We start from the raw sequence: 24,241 nt of genomic DNA on the forward strand, positions 1-24,241 counted from the left end.
GCGGCAGAACAATCCCGGGCATGAATGCCCCACTCGATGCCACCGCGATCAGACGGCCCGGCTACCAACTCTCCGACAACATCTGGGCTGAATCCGGCTCGGTTTTCCTGACCGGCACGCAGGCGCTGATCCGCGTGCTCGTGATGCAGGGCCGGCGCGATGCGCAGTGCGGCCTGCACACCCAGGGCTTCATCAGCGGCTATCGCGGTTCGCCGCTGGGCATGGTGGACCAGGCGATCTGGAAGGCCGGCGAGCGCTTCAAGCAGACGGGCATCCGCTTCGTGCCGGCCGTCAACGAGGAACTCGCGGCCACGCAGGTGCTGGGCACGCAGCGCGTGGAATCGGACCCGGAGCGCACCGTCGATGGCGTATTCGCCATGTGGTACGGCAAGGGCCCGGGCGTGGACCGCGCAGGCGATGCGCTCAAGCACGGCAACGCCTACGGCTCCTCGCCCCACGGCGGCGTGCTGGTGGTGGCGGGCGACGACCACGGCTGCGTGTCGTCGTCGATGCCGCACCAGAGCGATCACGCCTTCATGGCCTGGCGCATGCCCATCCTGCAGCCCTCCAGCGTGGCCGAGTATCTGGAGTTCGGCCTGTACGGCTACGAGCTCTCGCGCTATTCGGGCGCATGGGTCGGCATGGCGGCGCTGTCCGAGGTGGTGGAGAGCGCTGGCACCGTGGACCTCGACGCGATCAACGCCCGTGTCGACGCATGGGAAGACGCCGACGCGGTGAGCGCCGCCACCGGCCACCGCCCGCCGCCCGATGGCCTGCACTACCGCTGGCCCGACCTGCCGTCGCTGCGCATCGAGTCGCGCCTGGAAGACAAGCTCGCGGCGGTGGCCGCATTCACCCGGCGCAACAGCGTCGACCGCCACGTGATCGTCAGCGAGCACGCCAAGGTCGGCATCGTCACCTGCGGCAAGGCGCACCACGATTTGATGGAAGTGCTGCGCCGGCTCGAGCTTTCGCCGGAGCAGCTGGCCCGCGCAGGCGTGCGGCTCTACAAGATCGGCCTGAGCTTTCCGGTGGAGCAGACGCGCATCAAGGCCTTCGCGCAGGGGCTGGAAGAGATCCTCATCGTCGAGGAGAAGGGCGCGGTGGTCGAGACGCAGCTGCGCGACATCTTCTACAACGCGCCGCCCGAAGCGCGCCCCGTGCTCGTGGGCAAGCACGACCGCGAAGGCCAGCCGCTGGTGTCGGCGCTGGGCGAGCTGCGGCCATCGCGGCTCATCGAGCTGGTCGCGCACTGGCTGGCCGTTCACTTCCCCGAGAACCACGACCTGGGCGACCACCTGCAGCACGTGCGCGACTTCACGCCGCCCGAGCTGCTGGCCAACGCGAGCGACGCTGTCAAGCGCCTGCCGTACTTCTGCGCCGGCTGCCCGCACAACACCAGCACCAAGGTGCCCGAGGGATCGACGGCGCGCGCCGGCATCGGCTGCCACTTCATGGCGAACTGGATGGACCGCAGCACCGCAGGCCTCATCCAGATGGGCGGAGAGGGCGTGGACTGGATCTCGCACGCCATGTTCACGAAGACGCCGCACGTCTTCCAGAACCTGGGCGACGGCACGTACTACCACTCGGGCTACCTCGCGATCCGCCAGGCGGTGGCGGCCAAGGCCACGCTCACCTACAAGATCCTCTTCAACGACGCGGTCGCGATGACCGGCGGACAGCCGGTCGACGGCGTCATCAGCGTGGATGCGATCGCGCGGCAGGTCGAATCGGAAGGGGTGAGCAAGGTGGTGGTGGTGAGCGATGCCATCGGCAAGTACGACGCCATCAGGGACCGCTTTCCCAGCGGCACCGAGTTCCACGACCGTGCCGCGCTCGACGACGTACAGCGCCGGCTGCGCGAGATGGCGGGCGTGACGGTGCTCATCTACGAACAGACCTGCGCCGCCGAGAAGCGCCGCCGCCGCAAGAAGGGCGAACTCGCCGATCCGCCCAAGCGCCTGTTCATCAACGAGGCCGTGTGCGAAGGCTGCGGCGACTGCACCGTGCAGAGCAACTGCGTGGCCGTGCTGCCGCACGAGACGCCCATGGGCCGCAAGCGCAAGATCGACCAGACCAGCTGCAACAAGGACTACTCCTGCGCCAAGGGCTTCTGCCCCAGCTTCGTGGGCGTGACGGGCGGCAGGCTGCGCCGCAAGAGCGGGGCGCTCGCGGCGGGCCGCGATGCCTTCCTGCACCGCGTGGCCGCGCTGCCGCATCCGGCCGAACATGCATGGACCGGCCCGTACGACCTGCTCGTGACCGGCGTCGGAGGTACCGGCGTGGTGACCGTGGGTGCGGTGATCGCCATGGCCGCGCACCTCGAAGGCAAGGCCGCGAGCGTGCTCGACTTCATGGGCTTCGCGCAGAAGGGCGGCTCGGTGCTGAGCTTCGTGCGGCTGGCCGACTCGCGTGATCGCCTGCACCAGGTGCGCATCGACACGCAGCAGGCCGACGCCATCCTCGCCTGCGATGTGGTGGTGGGCGCATCGGCCGACGCGCTGCAGACCGTGCGCCACGGTCGCACCCGGGTGCTCGCGAACGTGCACGAGATTCCGGTGGCCGAGTCGCTGCGCAACCCCGATGCGGACCTGCACGTCGACCTGTTGCTGGAGAAGATGCGCTTCGTGGCCGGCGAGGAGCAGGTCGAGACCTTCGACGCGCAGAGCCTGGCCGAAGAGTTCCTCGGCGACACGCTGGCTGCCAACATCGTCGCGGCCGGCTATGCATGGCAGCGCGGGCTGGTGCCGCTGAGCCTGGAGGCGCTGATGCATGCGATCGAGCTCAACGGCGTGGCGGTGGCCGCGAACCAGTCGGCCTTCTCGCTGGGGCGGCTCGCGGCCGGCAACCCCGAGGCGCTGGACGCGCTGCGCGCGGCGCCTGCCGATGCGCAGGCTTCTTCCGTCGACGAGCGACCGCTCGACGTGCTGGTCGCCCAGGCGCGCCGGCATCTCACGGGCTACCAGAACGCCACATGGGCGGACCGCTTCGAGGCGCGCATCCGCAGCCTGCGCGAGCGCGAGGCCGCGTTGCAGGGCGGCGACCCGAGCCTGCCCTTCACGCGCAACGCGGCGCGCAGCCTGCTGAAGCTCATGAGCTACAAGGACGAGTACGAAGTGGCGCGGCTCTACACCGACGGCGCCTTCCTGCAGAAGCTCAACGAACAGTTCGAGGGCGACCTGAAGCTCGGATTCCACATGGCCCCGCCGGTGCTCTCGCGCGGCGCGCACGGCAAGGCGCCTGTCAAGATCCGCATCGGAGGCTGGTTGCTGCCCGCATTGCGCTGGCTGGCGCATGGCAAGCGGCTGCGCGGCACGGCGTTCGACATCTTCGGCCGCACCGCGGAGCGGCGCATGGAGCGCGAACTGATTTCGCACTTCGACGGCCTGCTCGAAGCGATGGCGGGTGAACTCTCGGCGGGCAACCAGGCGACGGCTGCGCGCATCGCGGCGCTGCCGCTGTCGATCCGCGGCTTCGGCCACGTCAAGCTCGCGAACTTCGAGGCCGCGAAGATGCAGGAGGCCGAGCTGCTGCACCGCTTCGCGCCGGCGCGCTATCCGAAGCCGGAGAGGGCACCGTCCGCGGGCCAGATCAGGGGGATCGCGATCGTGGCCGGCGCACGCTGAGCCCCGGGCTCAGCCCACCGCCTTGATGAGCTTGTCGCGCCCCGCCTTCGCGAGCATGGAGGCGACGGCGCACGAGGCGAGGCGGGCCGGTTCGGAGTCGGCCCGGCTCGTGAGGATCACCGGCACCTTCGTGCCCAGCACGATGCCCGCCGCATAGGCGCCGCCGAGGAAGGTCAGGCTCTTCGCGAGCATGTTGCCCGCGTCGAGGTCGGGCACGATGAGCACGTTGGCGCGACCCGCCACCGGCGAGACGATGCCCTTGATGCGCGCGGCCTCGGCGTCGATGGCGTTGTCCATCGCGAGCGGGCCGTCGAGCACCGCGCCGGTGATCTGGCCGCGATCGGCCATCTTGCACAGCACCGCGGCGTCGAGCGTGGAAGGCACCTTGGCGTTGACCGTCTCCGTCGCGGAAAGAATCGCGACGCGCACTGCCGGCATGTGCAGCGCATGCGCAAGATCGATCGCGTTCTGCACGATGTCGGCCTTCTCCTCGAGCGTGGGCGCGATGTTGATGGCCGCGTCGGAAATGATCAGCGGCTGCGCGTGGCCCGGGATGTCCATCACGAAGCAATGGCTGATGCGACGCGAGGTGCGCAGGCCGCCTTCACGGCGCACGACGGCACCCATCAGTTCGTCGGTGTGCAGGCTGCCCTTCATCAGAGCATCGACCTCGCCGCGCAGCGCCATCGCCACAGCCGCATCGGCCGCGGCGTGGCTGTGGGGCGCGTCGACGATCTCGATCCTGGACAGATCGATGCCCGCCTCTTGCGCGGCTGCCTCGATCTTCGCGCGCGGCCCCACGAGCGTCGGCACGATCAGGCCCAGCGACGCCGATGCCAGTGCAGCTTCCAGCGATGCGGCGTTGGCGGGATGCACTACCGCGACCCGCAGCGAGGGCAGGCCGCGCGCGGCGGCGATCAGGCGGTCGTAGTGCGGGTGGGCATCGGATGTGGAAGAGGCCATGCGGGTTCCTGAGGGATGGGGCGGTGCGGGGACGGTTCGCCCGCAACAGTACAGGATGTGCCTCCCGGAACCAACGGCGCAGCGGCGGTCTGTTTCATGCCGCCGGCGTCACATGCGCTTGTTTCACATCTCGCGGTTGGCGATAGGTGACGGAGCCGATCGCCTCGACGCCGGCCCCGGGTAGTTCTTTTTACGCATGTCGTTTGGCACTGGCCGCGCCGGGAGGCGTCGATTAAGGTGCGGGCGCTGAAGCCTCGTGCTTGAACAAGGCTGCCGCCGCTGTGTCACCGGTGCCGGCACCGCCTGGATGTGATTCGTTGCCGTCCTCCAGCAGGGAGGGCGGTTGGTTCCAATGTGCCCCGTCGGGCACGCAATTTCCGAGGGAGTTGATCTCATGGCAGTAGACATGTTCATGCGCGTCGAAGGCGCGAACGGCGAATCGAAGGATTCGAACCACAAGGAGTGGACCGACATCAAGTCGTTCGCCTGGGGCGCCACGCAGCCCGGCAACATGGTCAGCGGCGGCGGAGGCGGTGTCGGCAAGGCCAGCTTCAACGACCTGCAGGTGCTGGCGCGCATCGACAAGGCGGCGCCGTCGGTGCTGAAGAACTGCGCGAGCGGCAAGCACCTGGGCAAGGTGGAAGTGTCGGTGTGCAAGGCCGGCGGCTCGCAGATCGAATACACGCGCGTGACGCTCGAGGAAGTGCTGGTCACCTCGGTGCAGTACACGGCCGAGCAGGGTTCTGACGCCGTGTTCGTGCAGTACTCGTTCCAGGCCGCCAAGGTGAAGCAGCAGTACTGGGAGCAGACGGACAAGGGCGGCAAGGGCGCCGAGACGGTGCTGGGCTGGAACATCAAGGAAAACAAGGAGGCCTGAGCTCTCTTTTGCCCGGCCGGTTTGCCGCTCGCGCGGCACGCGCCGGGCTCGCATTGACCAGGGAGCTTTCCAGGAATGACCCGCAGTTTCATCGCCCACAGCGTGCTGGGCGAGCGCCTGAAGTTCCGCTCGATGACGGGACAGGAGCGCATCTCCACGCTGTTCGAGCACCGCGTCCGGCTCATCAGCGACATGCCCAACATCCAGCCCCGCAGCATGCTGGGCGAGGACATGAGCATTGAGGTGAACCTCGCCACCGAACTCGGCGGCGCCGGCAGCCGCTTCCTGAGCGGCCAGGTCACGCGCTTCGCCTACATCGGCAAGGACGACGGCGACATGTGCGTGTACGAGGCCACGCTGCGCCCCTGGCTGTGGTACGCCACCCGCCGCTCCGATTTCAGGATATTCCAGTTCAAGACCGCACCGCAGATCCTGCAGGAGGTGCTCGCGCCCTACGGCTTCGCCATCGACGCACGGCTGAGCGGCAACTACCGCACCTGGGACTACTGCGTTCAGTACTCGGAGAGCGACTTCAACTTCGCCAGCCGGCTTATGGAGCAGGAGGGCATCTACTATTTCTTCTCGCACGCGCAGGGCAGCCATCAGCTGGTGCTGTGCGACGGCGCCGATTCGCACACCGACCTGCCCAGCGGCCCGGTGAGGGTGCCTTATCACGCGGGCGTGCTCGCCGCGCAGATCCTCGAGCAGGACTTCATCGACAGCTGGAGCCATTCGGAGGACATCGCATCGGGCAACTTCGCGGCCGACGACTACGACTTCAGGAAGCCCAACGCCGAGATCGACACCGTACGCCAGCAGCCGGCCGGCCACAGCCGCGACAGCTTCGAGATCTACGACTGGCCCGGCGGCTACACCGAGCTGGCCGACGGCGAGAACTACGCACGCCTGCGGCTGGAGCAGCTCGCAGGGCGCCGCGAACTGGTGAGCGCCGAGGGCAACCTGCGCCACATGGCGCCCGGCTACCTGTTCGAGCTGGCGCGCCACCCCAACGCGCAGGAGAACCGCCGCTACCTGGTCGAGGCCGTGACCTACGACTTCCAGGAGAACGCGCTGCGCGTGGTCGGCGCGGCGGACGCGGCCTACAGCGAGTCGACCAGCAGCACCAGCTATCGCCAGAGCTTCGAGGTGCTGCCCGACAGCGCGCCGTACCGCCCCGCGCGCGTCACGCCGAAGCCGCGCACCACCGGGCCGCAGACCGCGGTGGTGGTCGGCCCTGCGGGCGAGGAGATCCACACCGACCAGTACGGCCGCATCAAGGTGCAGTTCCACTGGGACCGCTACGGCAAGCGCGACGAGAACTCCTCGTGCTGGATCCGCGTCTCGCAGACCTGGGCCGGCAGCAACTACGGCGCGATGCACATCCCGCGCATCGGCCAGGAGGTGATCGTCGACTTCCTCAACGGCGACCCCGACCATCCGATCGTCACAGGCTGCGTCTACAACGCCGCGCAGATGCCGCCATGGGAGCTGCCGCGCCACAAGACCCAGACCGGCTTCCAGACCCACTGGAGCAAGGGCGGCGGCGGCAAGCACATGCTGCGCTTCGAGGACAGCCGCGGCACCGAGCACATCGAGCTGTCGACCGACCACGGCAACACCCACCTGCACATGGGCTACCTGATGAACCAGGGCTCGGGCGTGCAGCGCAGCTACGGCTTCGAGCTGCGCACCAACGAGTGGGGCTCCATCCGCGCCGACAAGGGCCTGCTGCTGACCACCTACACGCAGGACTTCGCGCAGAAGACCTCGCGCGACAACCCCGACGGCCACGAGCAGATGGGCGCCACACTCGCGCAGAGCAACGCGCTCATGCAGGCGGCTGGGCAGGCAGTGGCCGCGACCAAATCGCTCGTGAGCGCGATGGCCCAGGGCAAGAACCAGACGCTCTCGGGTCTGGTGCAGGGCGTGCAGTCGCTCGGCGGCATGTCGCAGGCTGTCGCGGCGCTGGCGGCAGGCGGATCGCCAGAGGCCGGCGTCTCGGACGATCCCGACCCGGCCATGGCCGACGCGCAGCAGATGCTCGACCTCTCGCGCAAGATCGACAAGCCCGTGGTCTCCATCGTCAGCCCCGAGGGCCAGACGATGATCAGCCCCCGGCCCATCGTGGTGAGTTCGGGGCAGAGCGTGTCGATGCGCTCCGTCTCGGCGCTGACCATGACCACCGGCGCCCAGCTCACGCAGCTCGCCGCCAAGGGCATGCTCACGCAGGTGAGCGAGGGCGGGCAGATCAACGTGGTGTCCGATGGCGACATCGTCTCGCATGCCGGCGCTGGTGCGATCAACCTGGTGTCGAAGACCGACGCCTCCGTCACCTCCACCGCGGCCAACGCGAACCTCACCGGGCAGAAGTCGGTGGTGATCCAGGCGGCGGAGCAGGACGTGTTCGTCACCGCCAAGACCAGCATCTCGCTGATATGCGGAAAGTCGTCGATCGTCCTGCTGGCGGACGGCACGGTGCAGATCAACGGCGTGAAGGGACTGGTCAACTTCACGGACAACCTGGACCAGCGGGGCGGGAAGATCTTCCTGAATTGCGATGCGCCTGTTGGGGCCGAGAGCCCTCAAGCGGCAACCGAGGAGAATCTCGCGATGCCCGCGCCGGCCACCGCGAAGGACGCGCCGGCCTCGTCGTCCATTGCGCCGATGGGGCCCTGGAAACCAATGGGCCTGGGCGCAGGGGTAGATGGCCTGGCGGCCCGCTCGCCCACCATGCAGAAGCAGTGGGCGGCACTCAAGGACAAAGGCTGGCAGATGGTCTATGGGCCGGCCGGTGGTGGCTCGTATGTGGCCGGCCAGGTCATTGTCATCGACGGCGAAAAAGCGTCGAACCCGTACGCGGCCACAACTTCCGTGGCGCATGAACTGGGGCACGCGAGCAGCAAGATGGTCCCGGACATGTCCTCGAAGCAAGCCTTCCTCAACAGCAGGCTGGACGACGAGGGGGCTGCGGCCATGAATCAGATCCGCGCCCAACGAGAAATCTGGCTCAATACCGACAAGAAGATCAACATCATGTCCAGCGCCCCCGCGCAACAGATGAATGTCTACAACGCCGCGTTTGACAAGGCCCAGGCCGATGGCAACTGGGCGGCTGCCAATCGCAGTGCCGGCAAGTACATCGGAACGCTGCTGACCTCGACAACCAAGGAGCCATACGTGCAGTACTACGGCAACTGGTACGACAAGTCGACTGGCGGCAAATAAATGCACCGCGGATTGTTCCGGAACATCTCAACAGGAAAAAGAGCATGACTCAAGCGGCAATGACTCTCTGGCTGGCCATCGACATGCTGGTCACGCAGATTCCATTTTCCAAGGCGAAGGTCGAGAGCGCTCTCTTGACCCAGCTCTCCGATACGAAAGCACCGGGGAGCGAAGTCTTCCAGTTCTTCGAGGGAACCCCGGTGCGCTTCGAGGATGGCGTCGAGGCTTCCAAGTTCGATCTGCGAATCAAGCGCGAAGGTGCGCATCCGGGATTCCTCGTCCTTGAGGTGCAAGGGCGCTGCGTGCCGCTGGACGAGGTCAAGCGGCACTACGCCGATCTCGTCATCACGGATGTACCGCGAGGCAGGTCCATGAACGAAGCGACGAGCTACACCGCTACGCTTGGCTGGGGAAGACTCTCGTTCGGCTTCAGGGAGAAGAACCCTGGGTGTTTGGCGTTCATTGCCTTCAATCCTTCCTGACCGCGTCGATCCGAAGAGCACCCGCATGCGCTACCACCTCAACGAAGGCCAGTTCGACATCCCCGAAGACGGCCGCATCGACCGCTCGATGAACGTCCTCGCGATGCCCGACGGCTCCGGCACCACGCTCATCGTGAGCCGCGACGCGCTGCGAACGCAGGAGACCCTGGCGCAGTTCGTCACGCGGCAGATGAACGACCTGACGCGCCAGGTGAGCCAGCTCAAGGAGGTGTCGCGCACCGACATCGCCGTGGGCCCGGCCATCGCGAGCCTGCATGCCATCGAGCTCGTGACCCAGTTCAAGCAGAACGGCCAGGCATTGCACCAGCGCCAGGCCGTGTTCCTGCTGCCACAGGATCCGGGCGGCAGGAGCGTGCTGATCCTCACGGCCAGCAGCCCCGTGCCCTTCGATGCCGAGGCGATCGCGCTGTGGCGGCGCGTGCTCGAGAGTTTCCAGCCGAGGGCCTGAGGCGCCATGGCCGGCCAACCAGCTGCACGCCTGCACGACCCCATTGCCCACACCAACGCGCATGCGCGCTTCTGGGCCAAGTTCGCGGGCGGACTGATCGGCGGCATCGCCGTGGGCTTCGCAGTGGGCGTGGCGGCGGCCGCGGTGGTCGGCACCGGCGGCCTCGCTGGGCCGCTGGTGGCGGGCGCGGTGGTCGTGGGCGCGCGCATGGCCGGCGGCTACGTCGGTGCAAGCCTGGGCGAATCGATCGCCGATGCGCTGGTGCCCGAGACGCTCACGGTCACCGGGATGATCACCAGCGGATCGTCGGACGTGTTCATCGGCGGCAAGGCCCTGGGCGCAGCCCGGGCCTCGCCCGATGCTCCCATGGACACGGTGAGTTGCAAGAACGACTCGCCGCAGATTCTTCTTGCCGAGGGCGCGGAGACCGTGTTCATCAACATGGGCGTGGCCTCGCGCAAGGACGACCACACCGAGTGCGGCGCCAAGGTGAGCGACGGGGCGCCCACGGTCTTCATCGGCGGCCCGACAGCGCGCGTGCGCGATGTGGCCGACGAGGTGCCGCTCATCTCCAAGGTGCTGGTGACCATCTTCAACGTGGTCATGATCTACCGCGGCCTGCGCTGCCTGCCCAAGCTCGCGCGGCAGGGCAAGAACGCCCTGCCTTGCCTGATCGAAGGGGCGGTGGGGCTTGGCATGGGTATCCACGGCATGGTCAGCTCCTTCGGCAATCCGGTGCACGCGGCCACCGGAGGCAAGTTCCTGGGCGGCGAGAGCGAACTCGACTTCAGCCTGCCGGGGCCGCTGCCCATTGCATGGCAGCGCTTCTACAGCAGCCACGACCTGCGCCGCGACGGCCCGTTGGGGCAGGGCTGGAACCTGCCCTATTCGATGGAGCTGCGGCTGGGCAGCGACGACGAAGGCCTGCCTGTCGTCACGCTCATCGACGAGCAGGGCCGGCCGATGGTGCTGCCCGACATCGAGCCCGGCACGCGCCAGTACAGCCTGCGCGACGGGCTCGACCTGTGCCGCACCGAAGGCGGCCACTACTTCATCCACGTGCCGGGCGGGCTTTTCTTCCTGTTCGAGCCGCCGGCGGACGGCGCGGCGCGCGCGCAGACGCTGAAGCTCGCGCGGCTCGAAGACCGCAATGGCAACTTTATCGACCTGCGCCACGATGCGCAGGGCCGGCTGACAGAGCTGACCGACAGCACCGGGCGCCTGGTGGCGCTCGACTACCCGGGCGACAGCCGCCGCCTGGCTGCAGTGCGCCTGGCCGCTGGCGCACCGGGCGAGCTGCCCGGCCTGCTGGTGGCATACAGGCACGACGCCGAAGGCCGCCTGATCGACGTGACCGACCGCAACGGCGCGGTGGTGCGCCGCTTCGGCTACGAGGCCCAAGGCCTCATGAGCTTCCATGCCGACGCGGCGGGGCTGGAGTGCCATTACGAGTGGCGCGGCGAGGCTGGCGACGCGCACGTGGTCCGCCACTGGACCAACGACGGCGAGAGCTACACCGTGCGCCGCATGCCGCCTGCTGCGGACGACGAATTGGCCCTTGGCGAGACACTGGTCGTCGACCAGCTCGGCCGCGAATTCGCCTGGCACTGGAATGCCGACCGTCAGGTCACCGACTACATCGACGCGGCGGGCCGCCAGTGGCATGCGGAGTACAACGAGCTGCGCCAGCTCGTCGCCATCACCGAGCCCGGCGGTGCCACCACGCGCTGCACCTACGACCCCATGGGCTTCATGAGCAGCCGCACCGATGCGCTGGGCCGCACGCAAAGCACCGGCTGGACCGAGCTCGGCGAGCCCTGGCGCCAGACCCTGCCGGACGGCAGCACATGGACCTATGCCTACAGCGACCAGGGCAACCTGGTGCGCGAGACCGACCCGCTGGGCCACACCACCGAGTACGCCTACGACAGGCGGGGCCTGCCCATCGTCGTGACCGACGCCAAGGGCGGCACCAACCGCATGGCCTGGAACGAGTGCGCGCAGCTGCTCGCGCTGACCGACTGCTCCGGCAAGACCACGCGCTACGCCTACGACGGCTGGGGCCACCTGCAGGGCGTGACCGATGCCGCGGGCCAGCGCACCCGGTTGACGCACGACGCCATGGGGCGGCTACTGTCGATGTCGCTGCCCGACCAGAGCCACCAGTCGTTCCGCCGCGACGCGGCCGGCCGCATCGTGGCTGCCACCGACGCGCTGAGCCGCAGCACGCAGTTCGCATTCGGCCTGCGCGGCCAGCCGCTGGCGCGGCAAGACGCCGAGGGACGCCGCATCGCGTGGCACTACGACAGCGCCCAGCGCCTGCAGGCGCTCGTCAACGAGAACGGCCTGCACTTCGAGTTCGTGCGAGACACCGCCGACCGCGTGGTGGAAGAGCGGCGTGTGGGCGGCACACGCCTGCAGGTGGAATACGACGTCAACGGCTGGCCGGTGTGCATCACCCATGTGCCGGGCATTGGCGACGACGACCTCGCATTGCAAGATGGCGCCGAGCCGCATCGCCCGGCCGGCCCCCTGCGCACCGAACTGCTGCGCGACGCCGTGGGCCGCCTCGTCGAGAAACGCACCGGGAGCCACCACTACCGCTACAGCTACGACCAGCTCGACCGGCTGACCGAGGCGGTCAAGCTGGAGGCGCCGCAACCCGGCACCGGCGGCGAAGCGCGCGCGCTGCACCGCACCGTATTCGCCTACGACAAGCTCGGCCGCCTCATCGAAGAGACCGCTATCGACGAGCTCACCGGCGAGACGCACACCCTGCGCCACGCGCACGACGAACTCGGCAACCGCACGCAGACCATGCTGCCCGTCGTCGCGTCGCAGCCAGGCGTGCAGCGCGCGCTGAACTACCTGTACTACGGCTCGGGCCACCTGCACCAGGTCAACCTGTCGCAGCGGCAAGGCGATGCACCCGAGGTGCACCAGCTCATCAGCGACATCGAGCGCGACGACCTGCACCGCGAAGTGGCGCGCAGCCAGGGTGCGCTGCACACCCGATTCGCGCTGGACCCACTGGGCCGGCGGGCCGCGTCGTGGTGTCGCCCCGGCGGACTGGATTCGGCATTCACTACGCAAGACCCGAGCTGGCGCCAGGCCATCGACGCCACGGGCACCCCCGGAGCCCGCCTGCTCGACGGTCTGATGAAGGAATACAGCTACGACCCCGTGGGTGAGCTGCGGCAGAGCCGGCATTCGCTGCAGGGCACGACGGGGCACAGATACGACGCCACCGGCCGCATCGAAGAGAGCGTGCGCAGCGCGGCCAACAGCGAGCGCTTTGCCTACGACCCAGCCGGCAACCTGCTCGACGCATCAACCGCGCCCGGCTACGTGCGCGACAACCTCGTGCGCGTGTTCGAGGACAAGCGCTACAGCTACGACGGCCACGGCCGGCTGGTGCGCAAGCTGTCGGGCAGGCACACCGACCAGCGCTTCGAATGGGACGACGAAAGCCGCCTCGTGGCTGTGCACACCACGCGGCGGCCGGGCACGCCCGAAGCCACCACGCAGGTCACACGCTTCGACTACGACGCGTTGGGGCGGCGCGTGGCGAAGCACGATGCGTTCGGCAGTACGCGGTTTGTCTGGGAGGGGATGCGGCTGATCGAGGAGCGGCGCGGCTCGCAAGTGACGAGCCACGTTTACGAGCCTGGCAGTTACATGCCGCTGGCGCGGCTCGATGCCGCCGCTGGCGAGGCTGGTGCCGCTGCACCTGCGAACATCTTCCACATTCACACGGATCAGGCCGGCCTGCCTGAGGAACTGACGGATCAGGCCGGCCGGATATGCTGGCGAGCGAGCTATCGCACGTGGGGCGGCGCTGTGACCGAGCAGTGGGAGTCCACTTTGCTCGACGGCCGCGCCGCCTCCCCTGCGAACAAGGCACTGCCAAGAATCGAGCAGAACATGCGATTCCAGGGCCAGTATCTGGACCGCGACATCGGCCTGCACTACAACACCTTCCGTTTCTATGACCCCGACATTGGCCGCTTCATCAGCCCGGACCCCATCGGCCTTGCTGGCGGGAACAATCTGCACAGCTATGCGCCCAATCCTGTGTCGTGGATCGACCCGTGGGGCTGGGCGCCCAAGGCACCTTTGTCCCTGCCCGATGGCTACAGGGCAAGAATCGACCGATTCAACACGAGTACTGGTTCTTCTTTCGAGATACACGTGTACAAACCCAACGGAACCGAAGCTGGCATCTACGGGCCAGACGGCTTCTTCAACAAGCACGGTACTGTCGGCGCCGAAGTGAAGGTCACGCCGAAGGTATCCAACGTGCTGAACGGCATCGCCGTCGATGAATTGAGAAAGATAGGAAAACTGCCTGCTCTGGGAACACCCAACAGCCGCGTAGCGGCCAGAGAGTATTCGGAGCGCGTGCGCAAGAGCGGGCTTTCAGGATGTTGATCATCAAGCACCATGAAAATCATCAAGTTCAGTGAAACCAGCGACGGCTACTCCATGGATAGCTCCGCCTATCCGGCCTATGTACGGCAGGTAAGCAGCCTGGTGCCGACGGACGCTCTCGAATTCATGAGTGCAGCGTGGCACTATGAGCATCGGGACGAGCGATGCCCGCACGATGCCAGGCTGGAGCAGTTGCTCGTACGAGAGTTCGAAGACGGTGACTTCCGGGCGAATGACATCGAGATGCAACTGGCCGGAGCGCATGGGAATCGCATCACGCTGCACTATCGCGACGTGCAGTCCTATGCGGTCGAGAAAACCAAGAGCGATTGGCCCGCTGGCGACCGGTCCCACGGCGATTGGCTCATCGATGAAATGCTGGTGCTCGAGGACGGCTTTCTTAGTCACGAGATCGTCTTCACGAACTCGGTAATCAAGGTCAAGCACAAGGATCTCAAGTACGCAGTGGTGCCATGACCACAACGGCCCTCAGCAAACTGTTGGCGTACTGGACCGCGCAGCCGACCGTGATACCGCTGCAGGAAGAGCTGTGCCTGATCCGTGATCTACGCGCGCTGGACACCAACGGCATCGCGACGGATCTGGCGTCGTTCATCTCGCTCGTCGAGCTCGTCCAGCGATCGCATGCGAGCAACGGAATTTTCGAGATGACCGAGGCCGACGAAGTGCACACCGTCGGTTTTCTCCAGTGGCTCGAGAGCCTGGAAAACAAGCTTGGCGTGCCGTTGGCAACGCACGCAGATGGCCTGGGCCTGACCTGCGCCGAACTGGCGAAACGGATGCCCCGATAGAGTGCCGAATGCTGGACCTCTACTTCGTCGAATCGACCTGCAGTCACTTGCCGAAAGACCCGCGTGGCCTTGAGCATGCGGGCTCTGTCGATCTGGATGCGCATCGCGCGATCGGAGCCCTCTTGGACAGATGTGCCCAGAAGGGCGTAAACCTCGACTACTTCGACGATTCGCTGCTGCGCGCCGAGCAGGTCGTGACCATGCTCGAGGTATTCACCGTCAACGCCCCTGAAGCTGGCGCTCAACACGCGCAGATCACGGCCTTCAAGTCGATGCACGCGATCTTGACCCAAGCGAAGGCGCAGGGCATGGGGCTCGCAGCGTTCTGCGACTGACATTCAACTCCATGAGTGCATGGCGCCTGCACCGCCGTCATTGATTGCGGACGCCTTATTGAAGCCCACAGACAGTGTGCAGCTACGCGGCACTCGTCGTCGCATTGAAGGCATCGTTGTCCGCCGCTCGCAGCAACGGTGCTTGAAAAAAGTTTGTCCAAGCAGTTGACGATTGTGTAAAGACTATTTACAGTCCATCCCACTCAACGCCAACAGGACCCAACGTGAAAGCCACAACGATCCGCATCTACAGCACTTGCCCCGCATCCGGCAACGTGTTCGTGCGCGTCGCTTCGCACGATGGCCTCGGCCTGCAGCCGCTGCTGCTGCAGCAACTCAATCAACTCCCGTATCCGATGTCCATGCCGCAGGCCAATCTGTGGCCGTGCGATTACCAGGATCAGGTGCAACCGGGTGGAGGGCGCGCATAGGCGCAGACCTCCCAAGCTCTCTCTCGAAAAGAAGAGGCCCGGACACCGTGAGGTTCCGGGCCTCTTCGTTTTCATGCCATTCGTTCACGAGCAGCGATCGTGCTGCCCGCGCAAGGTTCGAACCTTGTGAGTGTTCCTTAAAAATTCGCTACAGCCAATGGTTTTCTTTTCAGCCCCGGTGACGCAACTGGTAGACGTGTCCGCCTTAGAAGCGGAATTCTGGGAGTTCGAGTCTCCCCTGGGGCACCAATTTTTCTGGGTGTAGTGTCAATCTGGTAGACGGCCTGCCTTGGAAGCAGGAGGCTGCAGGTTCAAATCCTGCCACTCAGACCATCTTTTCTCTTTCGTTTTTTCTTGTGCGTGTGTAGCTCAACTGGCAGAGCACTGGACTCCAAACCCAACGGTTGAAGGTTCGAATCCTTCCGCGCGCGCCAACCGATTTTTGCCGGCCCTTCGCCTAGTGGTCCAAGGCACCGGATTTTGATCCCGGGATCCAAGGTTCGAATCCTTGAGGGCTTGCCAGCTTTCTCTTTTCCTTCTTTCGTTCCGCTAACTCAGTGGCCAGAGTGCCTCCCTGTCCAGGAGGAAGCCAGGGGTTCGATTCCCCTGCGGAACGCCATTCGTCAAACGACTTTTGCTTTCGATGGATCGTGAGCAGCACTGGCGACTGCAGCGGGCTGTAACCCCGTCTCCTTCGGGAAAACTTCGTTCGACTCGAAGACGATCCACCAACGACGCCATCATCAGGCGTGATTCCGGCGTGATGGCAAAGCGGCAGTGCTGCGGATTGCGAATCCGTGCAGCCCGGTTCGACTCCGGATCGCCCCTCCATCCACATCCTTCAATCCACTTTCTTCCCCGGTAGCTCAGCTGGTAGATGCGGCGCACTGTTAATGCGCAGGTCACACGTTCGATCCGTGTTCGGGGAGCCACAATTCAACGGCAGCCACACAGAAGGAGCACCGAAGCATGAAACCCCAGGTCCAGCCGAACAAGATCGTCGTGCTCTCGGGTTCCGGTGTGAGTGCCGAGAGCGGCCTGCCTACGTTCCGCGACGCCAAGGGCCTGTGGAACAGCTACTCTTGGCAGGAGCTTGCGAGCCCCGAAGGCTGGCAGCAGCACCCGGAGGCGGTGCTGGCCTTCTACAACGAGCGGCGCGAGAAGGCGTGGCAGGCGCAGCCCAACGCGGCGCACATGGCGATCGCGTCGCTCGAGCAAGCCTACGAAGTCGTGATCGTCACGCAGAACGTCGATGCGCTGCATGAGCGTGCCGGGTCGCGCAACGTGGTGCACCTGCACGGGCAACTTGCCTATGCGCGGGGCACCTCCGAGCCCGAGCCGAAGCGCTATCGCATCGATGGCGATCCCATTGCCATGGGACAACTCTGTGAAGACGGCACCCAGCTGCGGCCCGACATCGTGTGGTTCGGTGAAGCGGTGCAGCACTTCGAGGAGGCCGAAGAGCACGTGGCGACTGCGGCACGCGTGCTTGTCGTCGGCACCTCGCTCACGGTCTATCCGGCGGCATCGCTCGTGCAGTATGCGGACCGCAGCGCGCAGAAGGTGCTCGTCGCACTCGACATGGAGGAGGTGCCGCGAGGCTTCACCTTCATGCAGGGCAGGGCAGCCGAGCTGGTGCCGGTGCTGGCCGCGAGGTGGTTGAGCGAGGCGGCCTCGTAGCTTCTTCGAGCGCCTGCAATCAAGGGCCCGCCATCGTTTCGATGGCGGGCCTTTTGCATTTGGCGAGAAGCGGGCGAATGAACTGCTTTGGTTCTCTGGTGCAACGCCCTGGCTGATTTCTGATTAACCCTTTTTGATTGCCTCTTCGAGGCACGTGAAAAGTGATTCGTGAGAAATGGCGCGACCAGGACAGGAATTCATCCGAGTTCAATCCACTTGTCACGGTCCGGTCCGAACATCGCAGGCGGTTGGCCCGGGAGGCGGCACGACACGAGTGCCGCCATGACCGGATTTCAATCTTGCCGCTGCAGTGGCGGCAAATCTCCACGGTGCCCGGAGGGGGCGCCACAATAAAGGAACGATCAATCATGGCAGTAGACATGTTCATGCGCGTCGAAGGCGCGAACGGCGAATCGAAGGATTCGAACCACAAGGAGTGGACCGACATCAAGTCGTTCGCATGGGGCGCCACGCAGCCCGGCAACATGGTCAGCGGCGGTGGAGGCGGTGTCGGCAAGGCCAGCTTCAACGACCTGCAGGTGCTGGCGCGCATCGACAAGGCGGCGCCCTCGGTGCTGAAGAACTGCGCGAGCGGCAAGCACCTGGGCAAGGTGGAAGTGTCGGTGTGCAAGGCCGGCGGCTCGCAGATCGAATACACGCGCGTGACGCTCGAAGAGGTGCTGGTCACCTCGGTGCAGTACACGGCCGAGCAGGGCTCCGATGCGGTGTTCGTGCAGTACTCGTTCCAGGCTGCGAAGGTGAAGCAGCAGTACTGGGAGCAGACCGACAAGGGCGGCAAGGGCGCCGAGACTGTGCTGGGCTGGAACATCAAGGAAAACAGGGAAGCCTGATCCCTCCTTGTGCGAAACGGGAGCGCGAGGCTTCCGTTTCATCGGGCCGCAGGAGGCGGCCCGTCGCACCGACTTTCGTGCGTTGATTCGAATTCCAGGAAGAGCGGGCAACCCGCATTGAGGGGCCCATCGTCTGGAAGGCTTCAGAGCCGCAAACAAAAAGCCCCGCTATCGAAAAAATAGCGGGGCTTTTGATTTGGTGCCGGAGAGATGAATCGAACACCCGACCTTCTCATTACGAATGAGCTGCTCTACCGACTGAGCTACACCGGCGAAGCCTCAGATTATAGCCAAAAATCAGGCCTTCTCGGCGTGGTACTGCGTCAAACGCTCTACTTCGTTTCTAGAACCCAACATCACGCTCACACGCTCGTGCAGTTTGGTGGGCTGCAGGTCCAGGATGCGCTGCTTGCCGTTGGTGGCGGCGCCGCCTGCCTGCTCGACCAGCCAGCTCATTGGGTTGGCCTCATACATCAGGCGCAGCTTGCCGGCCTTTTCGGGCTCGCGCTTGTCCCACGGGTACATGAAGACGCCGCCACGCATCAGGATGCGGTGCACGTCGGCGACCATGCTGGCGATCCAGCGCATGTTGAAGTCCTTGCCGCGCGGGCCTTCCTTGCCGGCCAGGCATTCGTCGATGTAGCGCTTCACGGGCTCGTCCCAGTGGCGCATGTTGCTCATGTTGATCGCGAATTCCTTGGTGTCGGGCGGGATCTGGATGTCTTCCTGCGTCAGCACGAAGCTGCCCTGTTCGCGGTCGAGGGTGAACATGGCCACGCCGTTGCCCACTGTCAGCACCAGGGTGGTCTGCGGGCCGTAGATGCAGTAGCCGGCGGCCACCTGCTGGGTGCCCGCCTGCAGGAAGTCGGCTTCCTGCACGCCGGGGTGGTCGTCGGGCTTCTTCAGCACGCTGAAGATGGTGCCGATGCTGACGTTCACGTCGATGTTGCTGCTGCCGTCGAGCGGGTCGAACATGAGCAGGTATTCGCCCTGCGGGTAGCGGTTCGGCACCACGTAGATGCTGTCCATTTCCTCGCTGGCCATGGCCGCGAGATGGCCGCCCCATTCGTTGGCCTCGATGAGCACTTCGTTGGCGATGATGTCCAGCTTCTTCTGGATCTCGCCCTGCACGTTCTCGCTCTCGGCCGTGCCGAGCACGCCGCCCAGCGCGCCCTTGTTGACGGCCTGGCTGATGCTCTTGCAGGCGCGCGCGACCACTTCGAGCAGCAGGCGCAGCTGGCCGGGAATGAGGCCGTCGGCGCGCTGCTGTTCGACGAGATAGCGGGTGAGGGAAATCTTCTGGGCCATGGGATCTGTCCTATGCAATGTTGAGGGTCTGTTCGCGAAACACCGCGGAACCGGCTTTGCCGGGCCGCAGGTGTTGCCCCCTGCAAGGGGGGTGGCGAAGCGACGCGAAGTGCGCGCAGCCTTGGGGGTGTGCTCAGTTTCCTGCCAGGGCTCGGGTCACGACTTCATGCGTGTCCTTGCTCAGGTCGGGCTTGGCCGCCACGCGGGCAATGGCTTCGCGCGCGGCGCTGCGGTACGGCTCGGCCAGCTTGCTCCAGCGGTCGAGCGCGCGTGCGAGGCGGGCGGCGACCTGCGGGTTGATGGCGTCGAGCTCGATCACGCGCTCGCTCCAGAACACGTAGCCGGCCGCGTCGGGGCGGTGGAAGGCACCGGGGTTGGCGCTGCAGTAGCTGAAGATCACGCTGCGCGCGCGGTTCGGGTTCTTCAGCGAGAAGTCGGGGTGCTTCATCAGCTGCTTCACCAGCGGCAGGATGTCGCCGCCGCGGTCGGGCGCGCCGGCCTGCAGCGAGAACCACTTGTCGATGACCAGCGCCTCGTCCTTGAAGATGGCGTGGAAGCGAGCGAGCGCCTGCGCCGCCAGCGTGTGGCCCGACGCCACCAAGGCGTTGAGCGCGTTGAAGCGGTCGGTCATGTTGCCCGCGTCCTTGAAGCGCTGCAGCGTCTTGCCCGGCCACACGACGTCGCCCGAGGAGCGCGCCGCCAGGCACAGGAAATTGAGCGCCATGCCCGCCAGCGCGCGGCGGCCCGAGGAGGTCGGATCGGGGCTGTAGGCGCCGGTGTCGTGGTTCTCCTCGTACGCCCATTGCCAGTCGGCGAAGAGGGCGGTGGCCAGCTGGGCGCGCATGGCTTCGCGCACCAGGTGCACGCGCTGCGGATCGACCACGTCGAGCTGCTCGGCGATGTAGGTTTCCGACGGCAGAGTGAGCACCAGTTCCTTGAAGGCGGCGTCGAGCTGCGGGTTGCGCAGCACGCTGCGCATGGCGTCGATGTACGCGTCGTTCAGCACTGGCGTGGTGTCGGTGGCCAGCGCGGCAATGCCGTTCAGCGCGGCGCGCAGGCCAAGGCGCTGGCCGGCTTCCCAGCGGTTGAACGGATCGGGGTCGTTGGCCAGCAGGGTCAGCAGCTGGGCATCGGTGTACTCGAAGTCGAGGATCACCGGTGCGCTGAAACCGCGCAGGATGGAGGGCACCGGCTCGGCGTCGAGGCCCACGAAGGTGATCTGCTCGCCGGCGCGCGACAGCACCAGGGTGCGGGTGCCGCGCGTCACGTCGCTTTCGCCTTCGAGCTGCAACGGCAGTTCGCGGCCGCTGGCGTCGAGCAGGCCGATGTTCACCGGAATGACGAACGGCTCCTTGGTCGGCTGGCCCGGCGTGGGCGGGCAGCTCTGCACCACGCTCAGGGTGTAGCTGCGGTTCTGCGCGTCGTACACGCCGTGGGCGGCGAGGCGCGGCGTGCCGGCCTGGCTGTACCAGCGCTTGAACTGGGGCAGCAGGCGTGCGAGTTCCGATTCAGGGTTGGCGTCGGCGATCGCCTGCGCGAAGTCGTCGCAGGTCACGGCCTGGCCGTCGTGGCGCTCGAAGTAGAGCGTGATGCCCTTCTCGAAGCCCTTGCGGCCGACCAGCGTCTGCATCATGCGCACCACCTCGGCACCCTTCTCGTAGATGGTGACGGTGTAGAAGTTGCTGATCTCGATGTAGCTGTCGGGCCGCACCGGGTGGGCCATGGGGCCTGCGTCCTCGGGGAACTGGGCGGTGCGCAGCACGCGCACGTCCTCGATGCGCTTGACGGCGCGTGCCGATGCGTCGGCGCACAGGTCCTGGCTGAATTCCTGGTCGCGGAAGACGGTGAGGCCTTCCTTCAGCGAGAGTTGGAACCAGTCGCGGCAGGTCACGCGGTCGCCGCTCCAGTTGTGGAAGTACTCGTGGCCGACCACGCTCTCGATGTTGCTGTAGTCGGCGTCGGTGGCGGTGGCCTGGTTGGCCAGAACGTACTTCGTGTTGAAGATGTTCAGGCCCTTGTTCTCCATGGCGCCCATGTTGAAGTCGCTGGTGGCGACGATCATGAAGCGGTCGAGGTCCAGCGGCAGGCCGAAGCGGGCCTCGTCCCACAGCACCGAGTTGATGAGCGAATTCATCGCGTGCTCGGTCTTGTCGAGGTCGCCGGCGCGCACGTACACCTGCAGCAGGTGTTCCTTGCCGCTGCGCGCCTTGATGCGCTGCTCGCGCGCCACCAGCTTGCCCGCCACCAGGGCGAACAGGTAGCTGGGTTTCTTGAACGGGTCGACCCACTTCGCGAAGTGGCGGCCCTCGGGCAGCTCGCCTTGTTCGACGAGGTTGCCGTTCGACAGCAGCACCGGGTACGCGGCCTTGGCGGCGCGCAGGGTGACGGTGTAGCTCGCCATCACGTCCGGACGGTCGAGGAAGTAGGTGATGCGGCGGAAGCCCTCGGCCTCGCACTGCGTGAAGAAGGTGTCCTCGCTCACGAACAGGCCCATCAGCTTGGTGTTCTTGATGGGGCAGCAGGTGGTGAAGATCTCGAGCTCGAAGCTGTCGGGCAGGCCGTCGATGACGAGCTGGTCGCCCTCCATGCGGAACGACGCGCCCTGGCCGTTGACCAGCACGCGCGCCAGGTTCAGCTCGTCGCCGTCCAGGCGCAGCGGCTGCACCGGCGCCTCGGGGTTGCGGCGCATCTGCATGCGGTTGAGCACGCGGGTCTTGGCGGGGTCGAGGTCGAAGGTCAGGTCGACGGTGTCGATCCAGTAGGCCGGAGCGGCGTAGTCTTCGCGGCGGATGGCGAGCGGTTGGCCTTGTGCGTCACGTAGCAGCATCGAGGGTCTCCAGAAATTTCGAATGGGCGAGTTCGTCGTAGTCGCGAACCGCGGCGATCACATGGGGGCCCGCCAGCTCGGCGGCGGTATGGGTGCTGCAGACGGCCACGGCGCGCATGCCGCCGCGGCGGGCGGCCTCGATGCCGAAGGGGGCGTCCTCGAAGACGATGCAGCGCTCGGGCGCAACGCCGATGCGGCGCGCGGCTTCCAGGAAGATGGCGGGCGTGGGCTTGCCGGTGAAACCCTCGTCGCCGCCCACGATGGCCAGCGGCAGCGGGTCCATCTTCAGGCGCGACATGGCGAACTCGATGTTGTGCCGGTCGCCGGCCGTGCCGACGGCCACCTTCAAGCCGCGCGCAACCGCCGCCTTGGCGAAGGCCGTGAAGCCCGCCACCTCGGTGAAGTTGTCGCTGAACATCGCGCGGTAGATCTCTTCCTTCTCGTGCACCAGTGCCAGGCACTCCTCGTCGGAGAGCTCGCGCTGGAACAGTTCGCGCATGCACTCGGCGCCGGTGCGGCCCGTGGTGCGCGCGAGGATGTCGCTCACGTCGAGCTTCAGGCCGTGGCGCGCCACGAATTCGACCCACGACCGCGCATGCCAGGGCATGGAGTCGATCATGGTGCCGTCCATGTCGAAGATGAAGGCTTCGACCTTGCCACCCTTCAGGCTTTGCAGGCTCATCGGTATCACACGCCCTGCTTGAGGGAGGCCTCGATGAACACGTCGAGGTCGCCGTCGAGCACCTTCTGCGTGGCCGAGACCTCGACGTTGGTGCGCAGGTCCTTGATGCGGCTGTTGTCCAGCACGTAGCTGCGGATCTGGTGGCCCCAGCCCACGTCGGTCTTGCTGTCTTCCAGCTTCTGCTGTTCTTCCTGGCGCTTGCGCATCTCGTGGTCGTACAGGCGCGAGCGCAGGCGCTTCCAGGCCACGTCGCGGTTGCTGTGCTGGCTGCGGCCGTCCTGGCACTGCACCACGATGCCGGTCGGGATGTGCGTCAGGCGCACGGCCGAGTCGGTCTTGTTGATGTGCTGGCCGCCGGCACCGCTCGCGCGGAAGGTGTCGGTGCGCACGTCGGCCGGGTTGATCTCGATCTCGATGGAGTCGTCGATCTCCGGGTAGACGAAGATGCTGGCGAAGCTGGTGTGGCGCCCGCCCGAGGAGTCGAAGGGCGACTTGCGCACCAGGCGGTGCACGCCGGTCTCGGTGCGCAGCAGGCCGAAGGCGTAGTCGCCTTCGACCTTGATGGTGGCGCTCTTGATGCCGGCGGTGTCGCCGGGGGTTTCGTCCTCGAGCTGGGCCTTGAAGCCCTTGCGCTCGGCGTACTTCGTGTACTGGCGCAGCAGCATGCTGGCCCAGTCGCAGGCCTCGGTGCCGCCAGCGCCGGCCTGGATGTCGATGAAGGCGTTCAGCGGGTCGGCCGGGTTGTTGAACATCCGGCGGAATTCGAGCTGCTTGATGTCGGCTTCGAGCGCGGCGGCGTCATCGGCGATGGCCTGCAGGCCGGCGATGTCGCCGTCTTCCTTCGACATCTCGTAGAGCTCGGTGTTGTCGGCCAGTCCGCTGGTGAGCCGGTCGAGCGTGACGACCACGTCGTCGAGCGACTTCTTTTCCTTGCCCAGTTCCTGGGCCTTCTTCGGGTCGTTCCAGACGTTGGGATCTTCGAGCGATGCGTTGACCGTCCTCAGGCGTTCGGCTTTGGCATCGTAGTCAAAGATACCTCCGTAAATCGACCGTCCGGGCGCTCAGGTCCGCGAGCATCGCGCCGATTTGGTTGATCTGTTCTGCGTCCATGGGGTGTCCTGACTGTGTTCGGGGGGAAACCGGGCATTTTCTCATGCTCCGGTGTTCCGCCGAGGAGGGCACCGTATTGCTCCTTTCCCCCTCTGGGGGAAGGGCGGATGGGGGGCGGGCAGAGCGTTC

17 protein-coding genes and 7 tRNA genes are annotated in these 24,241 nt (G+C 66.1%); 18 read left to right on the forward strand and 6 right to left on the reverse strand.

From position 1 onward, the window contains the following. Positions 1–20 precede the first annotated feature (20 nt). Positions 21–3,629, forward strand: a complete 3,609-nt coding sequence (locus FHY06_RS32155; protein ID WP_184607442.1) for an indolepyruvate ferredoxin oxidoreductase family protein — start codon at positions 21–23, stop codon at positions 3,627–3,629. Between the two features lie 9 nt (positions 3,630–3,638). On the opposite strand, the gene FHY06_RS32160 is transcribed toward FHY06_RS32155, so the two are convergent. Further along, a complete protein-coding gene (locus FHY06_RS32160; RefSeq protein ID WP_132756312.1) occupies positions 3,639–4,592 on the reverse strand; it encodes a phosphate acetyltransferase in 954 nt (317 codons plus the stop codon). A 394-nt stretch (positions 4,593–4,986) separates the two neighbouring features. Between FHY06_RS32160 and FHY06_RS32165 the strand changes: the two genes are divergently transcribed. The 17 genes from FHY06_RS32165 to FHY06_RS32245 all read left to right on the forward strand — a co-directional run bounded on the left by FHY06_RS32165 (position 4,987) and on the right by FHY06_RS32245 (position 18,185). Then, entirely contained in the window at positions 4,987–5,469 is a 483-nt protein-coding gene (locus FHY06_RS32165; protein ID WP_019658228.1) for an Hcp family type VI secretion system effector, read from the forward strand. Positions 5,470–5,544: 75 nt separating this feature from the next. Continuing rightward, positions 5,545–8,694: a type VI secretion system Vgr family protein gene (locus FHY06_RS32170; protein ID WP_184607443.1), complete on the forward strand. Its 3,150-nt coding sequence runs from the start codon at positions 5,545–5,547 to the stop codon at positions 8,692–8,694. A gap of 44 nt (positions 8,695–8,738) precedes the next feature. Continuing rightward, positions 8,739–9,176 carry a hypothetical protein gene (locus FHY06_RS32175; RefSeq protein ID WP_132801235.1) on the forward strand — a complete coding sequence of 146 codons (438 nt, stop codon included), beginning with the start codon at positions 8,739–8,741 and terminating at the stop codon, positions 9,174–9,176. A 25-nt stretch (positions 9,177–9,201) separates the two neighbouring features. After that, positions 9,202–9,645 carry a DcrB-related protein gene (locus FHY06_RS32180; protein ID WP_132801238.1) on the forward strand — a complete coding sequence of 148 codons (444 nt, stop codon included), beginning with the start codon at positions 9,202–9,204 and terminating at the stop codon, positions 9,643–9,645. A gap of 6 nt (positions 9,646–9,651) precedes the next feature. After that, positions 9,652–14,076, forward strand: coding sequence for an RHS repeat-associated core domain-containing protein (locus FHY06_RS32185; protein WP_184607444.1), 4,425 nt, complete (start codon positions 9,652–9,654; stop codon positions 14,074–14,076). Between the two features lie 12 nt (positions 14,077–14,088). Beyond that, entirely contained in the window at positions 14,089–14,553 is a 465-nt protein-coding gene (locus FHY06_RS32190; RefSeq protein WP_019658233.1) for a hypothetical protein, read from the forward strand. After that, positions 14,550–14,888: a hypothetical protein gene (locus FHY06_RS32195; protein ID WP_132756302.1), complete on the forward strand. Its 339-nt coding sequence runs from the start codon at positions 14,550–14,552 to the stop codon at positions 14,886–14,888. Before FHY06_RS32190 ends, FHY06_RS32195 begins: the two co-directional genes overlap by 4 nt. 8 nt (positions 14,889–14,896) lie before the next feature. Then, complete coding sequence (locus FHY06_RS32200) at positions 14,897–15,223, forward strand: hypothetical protein (RefSeq protein ID WP_132756300.1); 327 nt, start codon at positions 14,897–14,899, stop codon at positions 15,221–15,223. Between the two features lie 224 nt (positions 15,224–15,447). After that, positions 15,448–15,654 carry a hypothetical protein gene (locus FHY06_RS32205; protein WP_184607445.1) on the forward strand — a complete coding sequence of 69 codons (207 nt, stop codon included), beginning with the start codon at positions 15,448–15,450 and terminating at the stop codon, positions 15,652–15,654. A gap of 172 nt (positions 15,655–15,826) precedes the next feature. Beyond that, positions 15,827–15,903, forward strand: a tRNA-Leu gene (locus tag FHY06_RS32210). A gap of 6 nt (positions 15,904–15,909) precedes the next feature. Continuing rightward, positions 15,910–15,987 (forward strand) — tRNA-Pro (locus FHY06_RS32215). Between the two features lie 25 nt (positions 15,988–16,012). Beyond that, positions 16,013–16,088 (forward strand) — tRNA-Trp (locus FHY06_RS32220). Between the two features lie 12 nt (positions 16,089–16,100). Continuing rightward, positions 16,101–16,176: transfer RNA gene (locus FHY06_RS32225), tRNA-Gln, on the forward strand. A 21-nt stretch (positions 16,177–16,197) separates the two neighbouring features. Further along, positions 16,198–16,273, forward strand: a tRNA-Asp gene (locus FHY06_RS32230). Positions 16,274–16,509: 236 nt separating this feature from the next. Then, positions 16,510–16,586: transfer RNA gene (locus FHY06_RS32235), tRNA-Asn, on the forward strand. A gap of 37 nt (positions 16,587–16,623) precedes the next feature. After that, a complete protein-coding gene (locus FHY06_RS32240) occupies positions 16,624–17,334 on the forward strand; it encodes an SIR2 family NAD-dependent protein deacylase (protein ID WP_132801410.1) in 711 nt (236 codons plus the stop codon). A gap of 368 nt (positions 17,335–17,702) precedes the next feature. Further along, complete coding sequence (locus FHY06_RS32245; protein WP_126183392.1) at positions 17,703–18,185, forward strand: Hcp family type VI secretion system effector; 483 nt, start codon at positions 17,703–17,705, stop codon at positions 18,183–18,185. Between the two features lie 197 nt (positions 18,186–18,382). On the opposite strand, the gene FHY06_RS32250 is transcribed toward FHY06_RS32245, so the two are convergent. From FHY06_RS32250 to prfB, 5 genes are all read right to left on the reverse strand, one after another. After that, positions 18,383–18,458, reverse strand: a tRNA-Thr gene (locus FHY06_RS32250). Positions 18,459–18,482: 24 nt separating this feature from the next. After that, positions 18,483–19,493, reverse strand: coding sequence for a class 1 fructose-bisphosphatase (locus FHY06_RS32255; RefSeq protein WP_019658239.1), 1,011 nt, complete (start codon positions 19,491–19,493; stop codon positions 18,483–18,485). A gap of 133 nt (positions 19,494–19,626) precedes the next feature. Next, positions 19,627–22,320: an aminopeptidase N gene (gene pepN / locus FHY06_RS32260; RefSeq protein WP_184607446.1), complete on the reverse strand. Its 2,694-nt coding sequence runs from the start codon at positions 22,318–22,320 to the stop codon at positions 19,627–19,629. After that, positions 22,307–23,002: an HAD family hydrolase gene (locus FHY06_RS32265; RefSeq protein ID WP_132756292.1), complete on the reverse strand. Its 696-nt coding sequence runs from the start codon at positions 23,000–23,002 to the stop codon at positions 22,307–22,309. Before FHY06_RS32265 ends, pepN begins: the two co-directional genes overlap by 14 nt. Positions 23,003–23,007: 5 nt before the next feature. After that, positions 23,008–24,112, reverse strand: a protein-coding gene (gene prfB, locus FHY06_RS32270) for a peptide chain release factor 2 (RefSeq protein WP_099047499.1) whose coding sequence is annotated in 2 segments (ribosomal slippage) — positions 23,008–24,030 and positions 24,032–24,112 — 1,104 coding nt in all. Because the reading frame shifts where the segments join, the coding sequence is not laid out codon by codon here. Positions 24,113–24,241 lie beyond the last annotated feature (129 nt).

Origin of the sequence: Variovorax atrisoli, from assembly GCF_014195185.1 — a bacterium.
GTDB classification, from domain to species: Bacteria; Pseudomonadota; Gammaproteobacteria; order Burkholderiales; family Burkholderiaceae_C; genus Variovorax; species Variovorax atrisoli.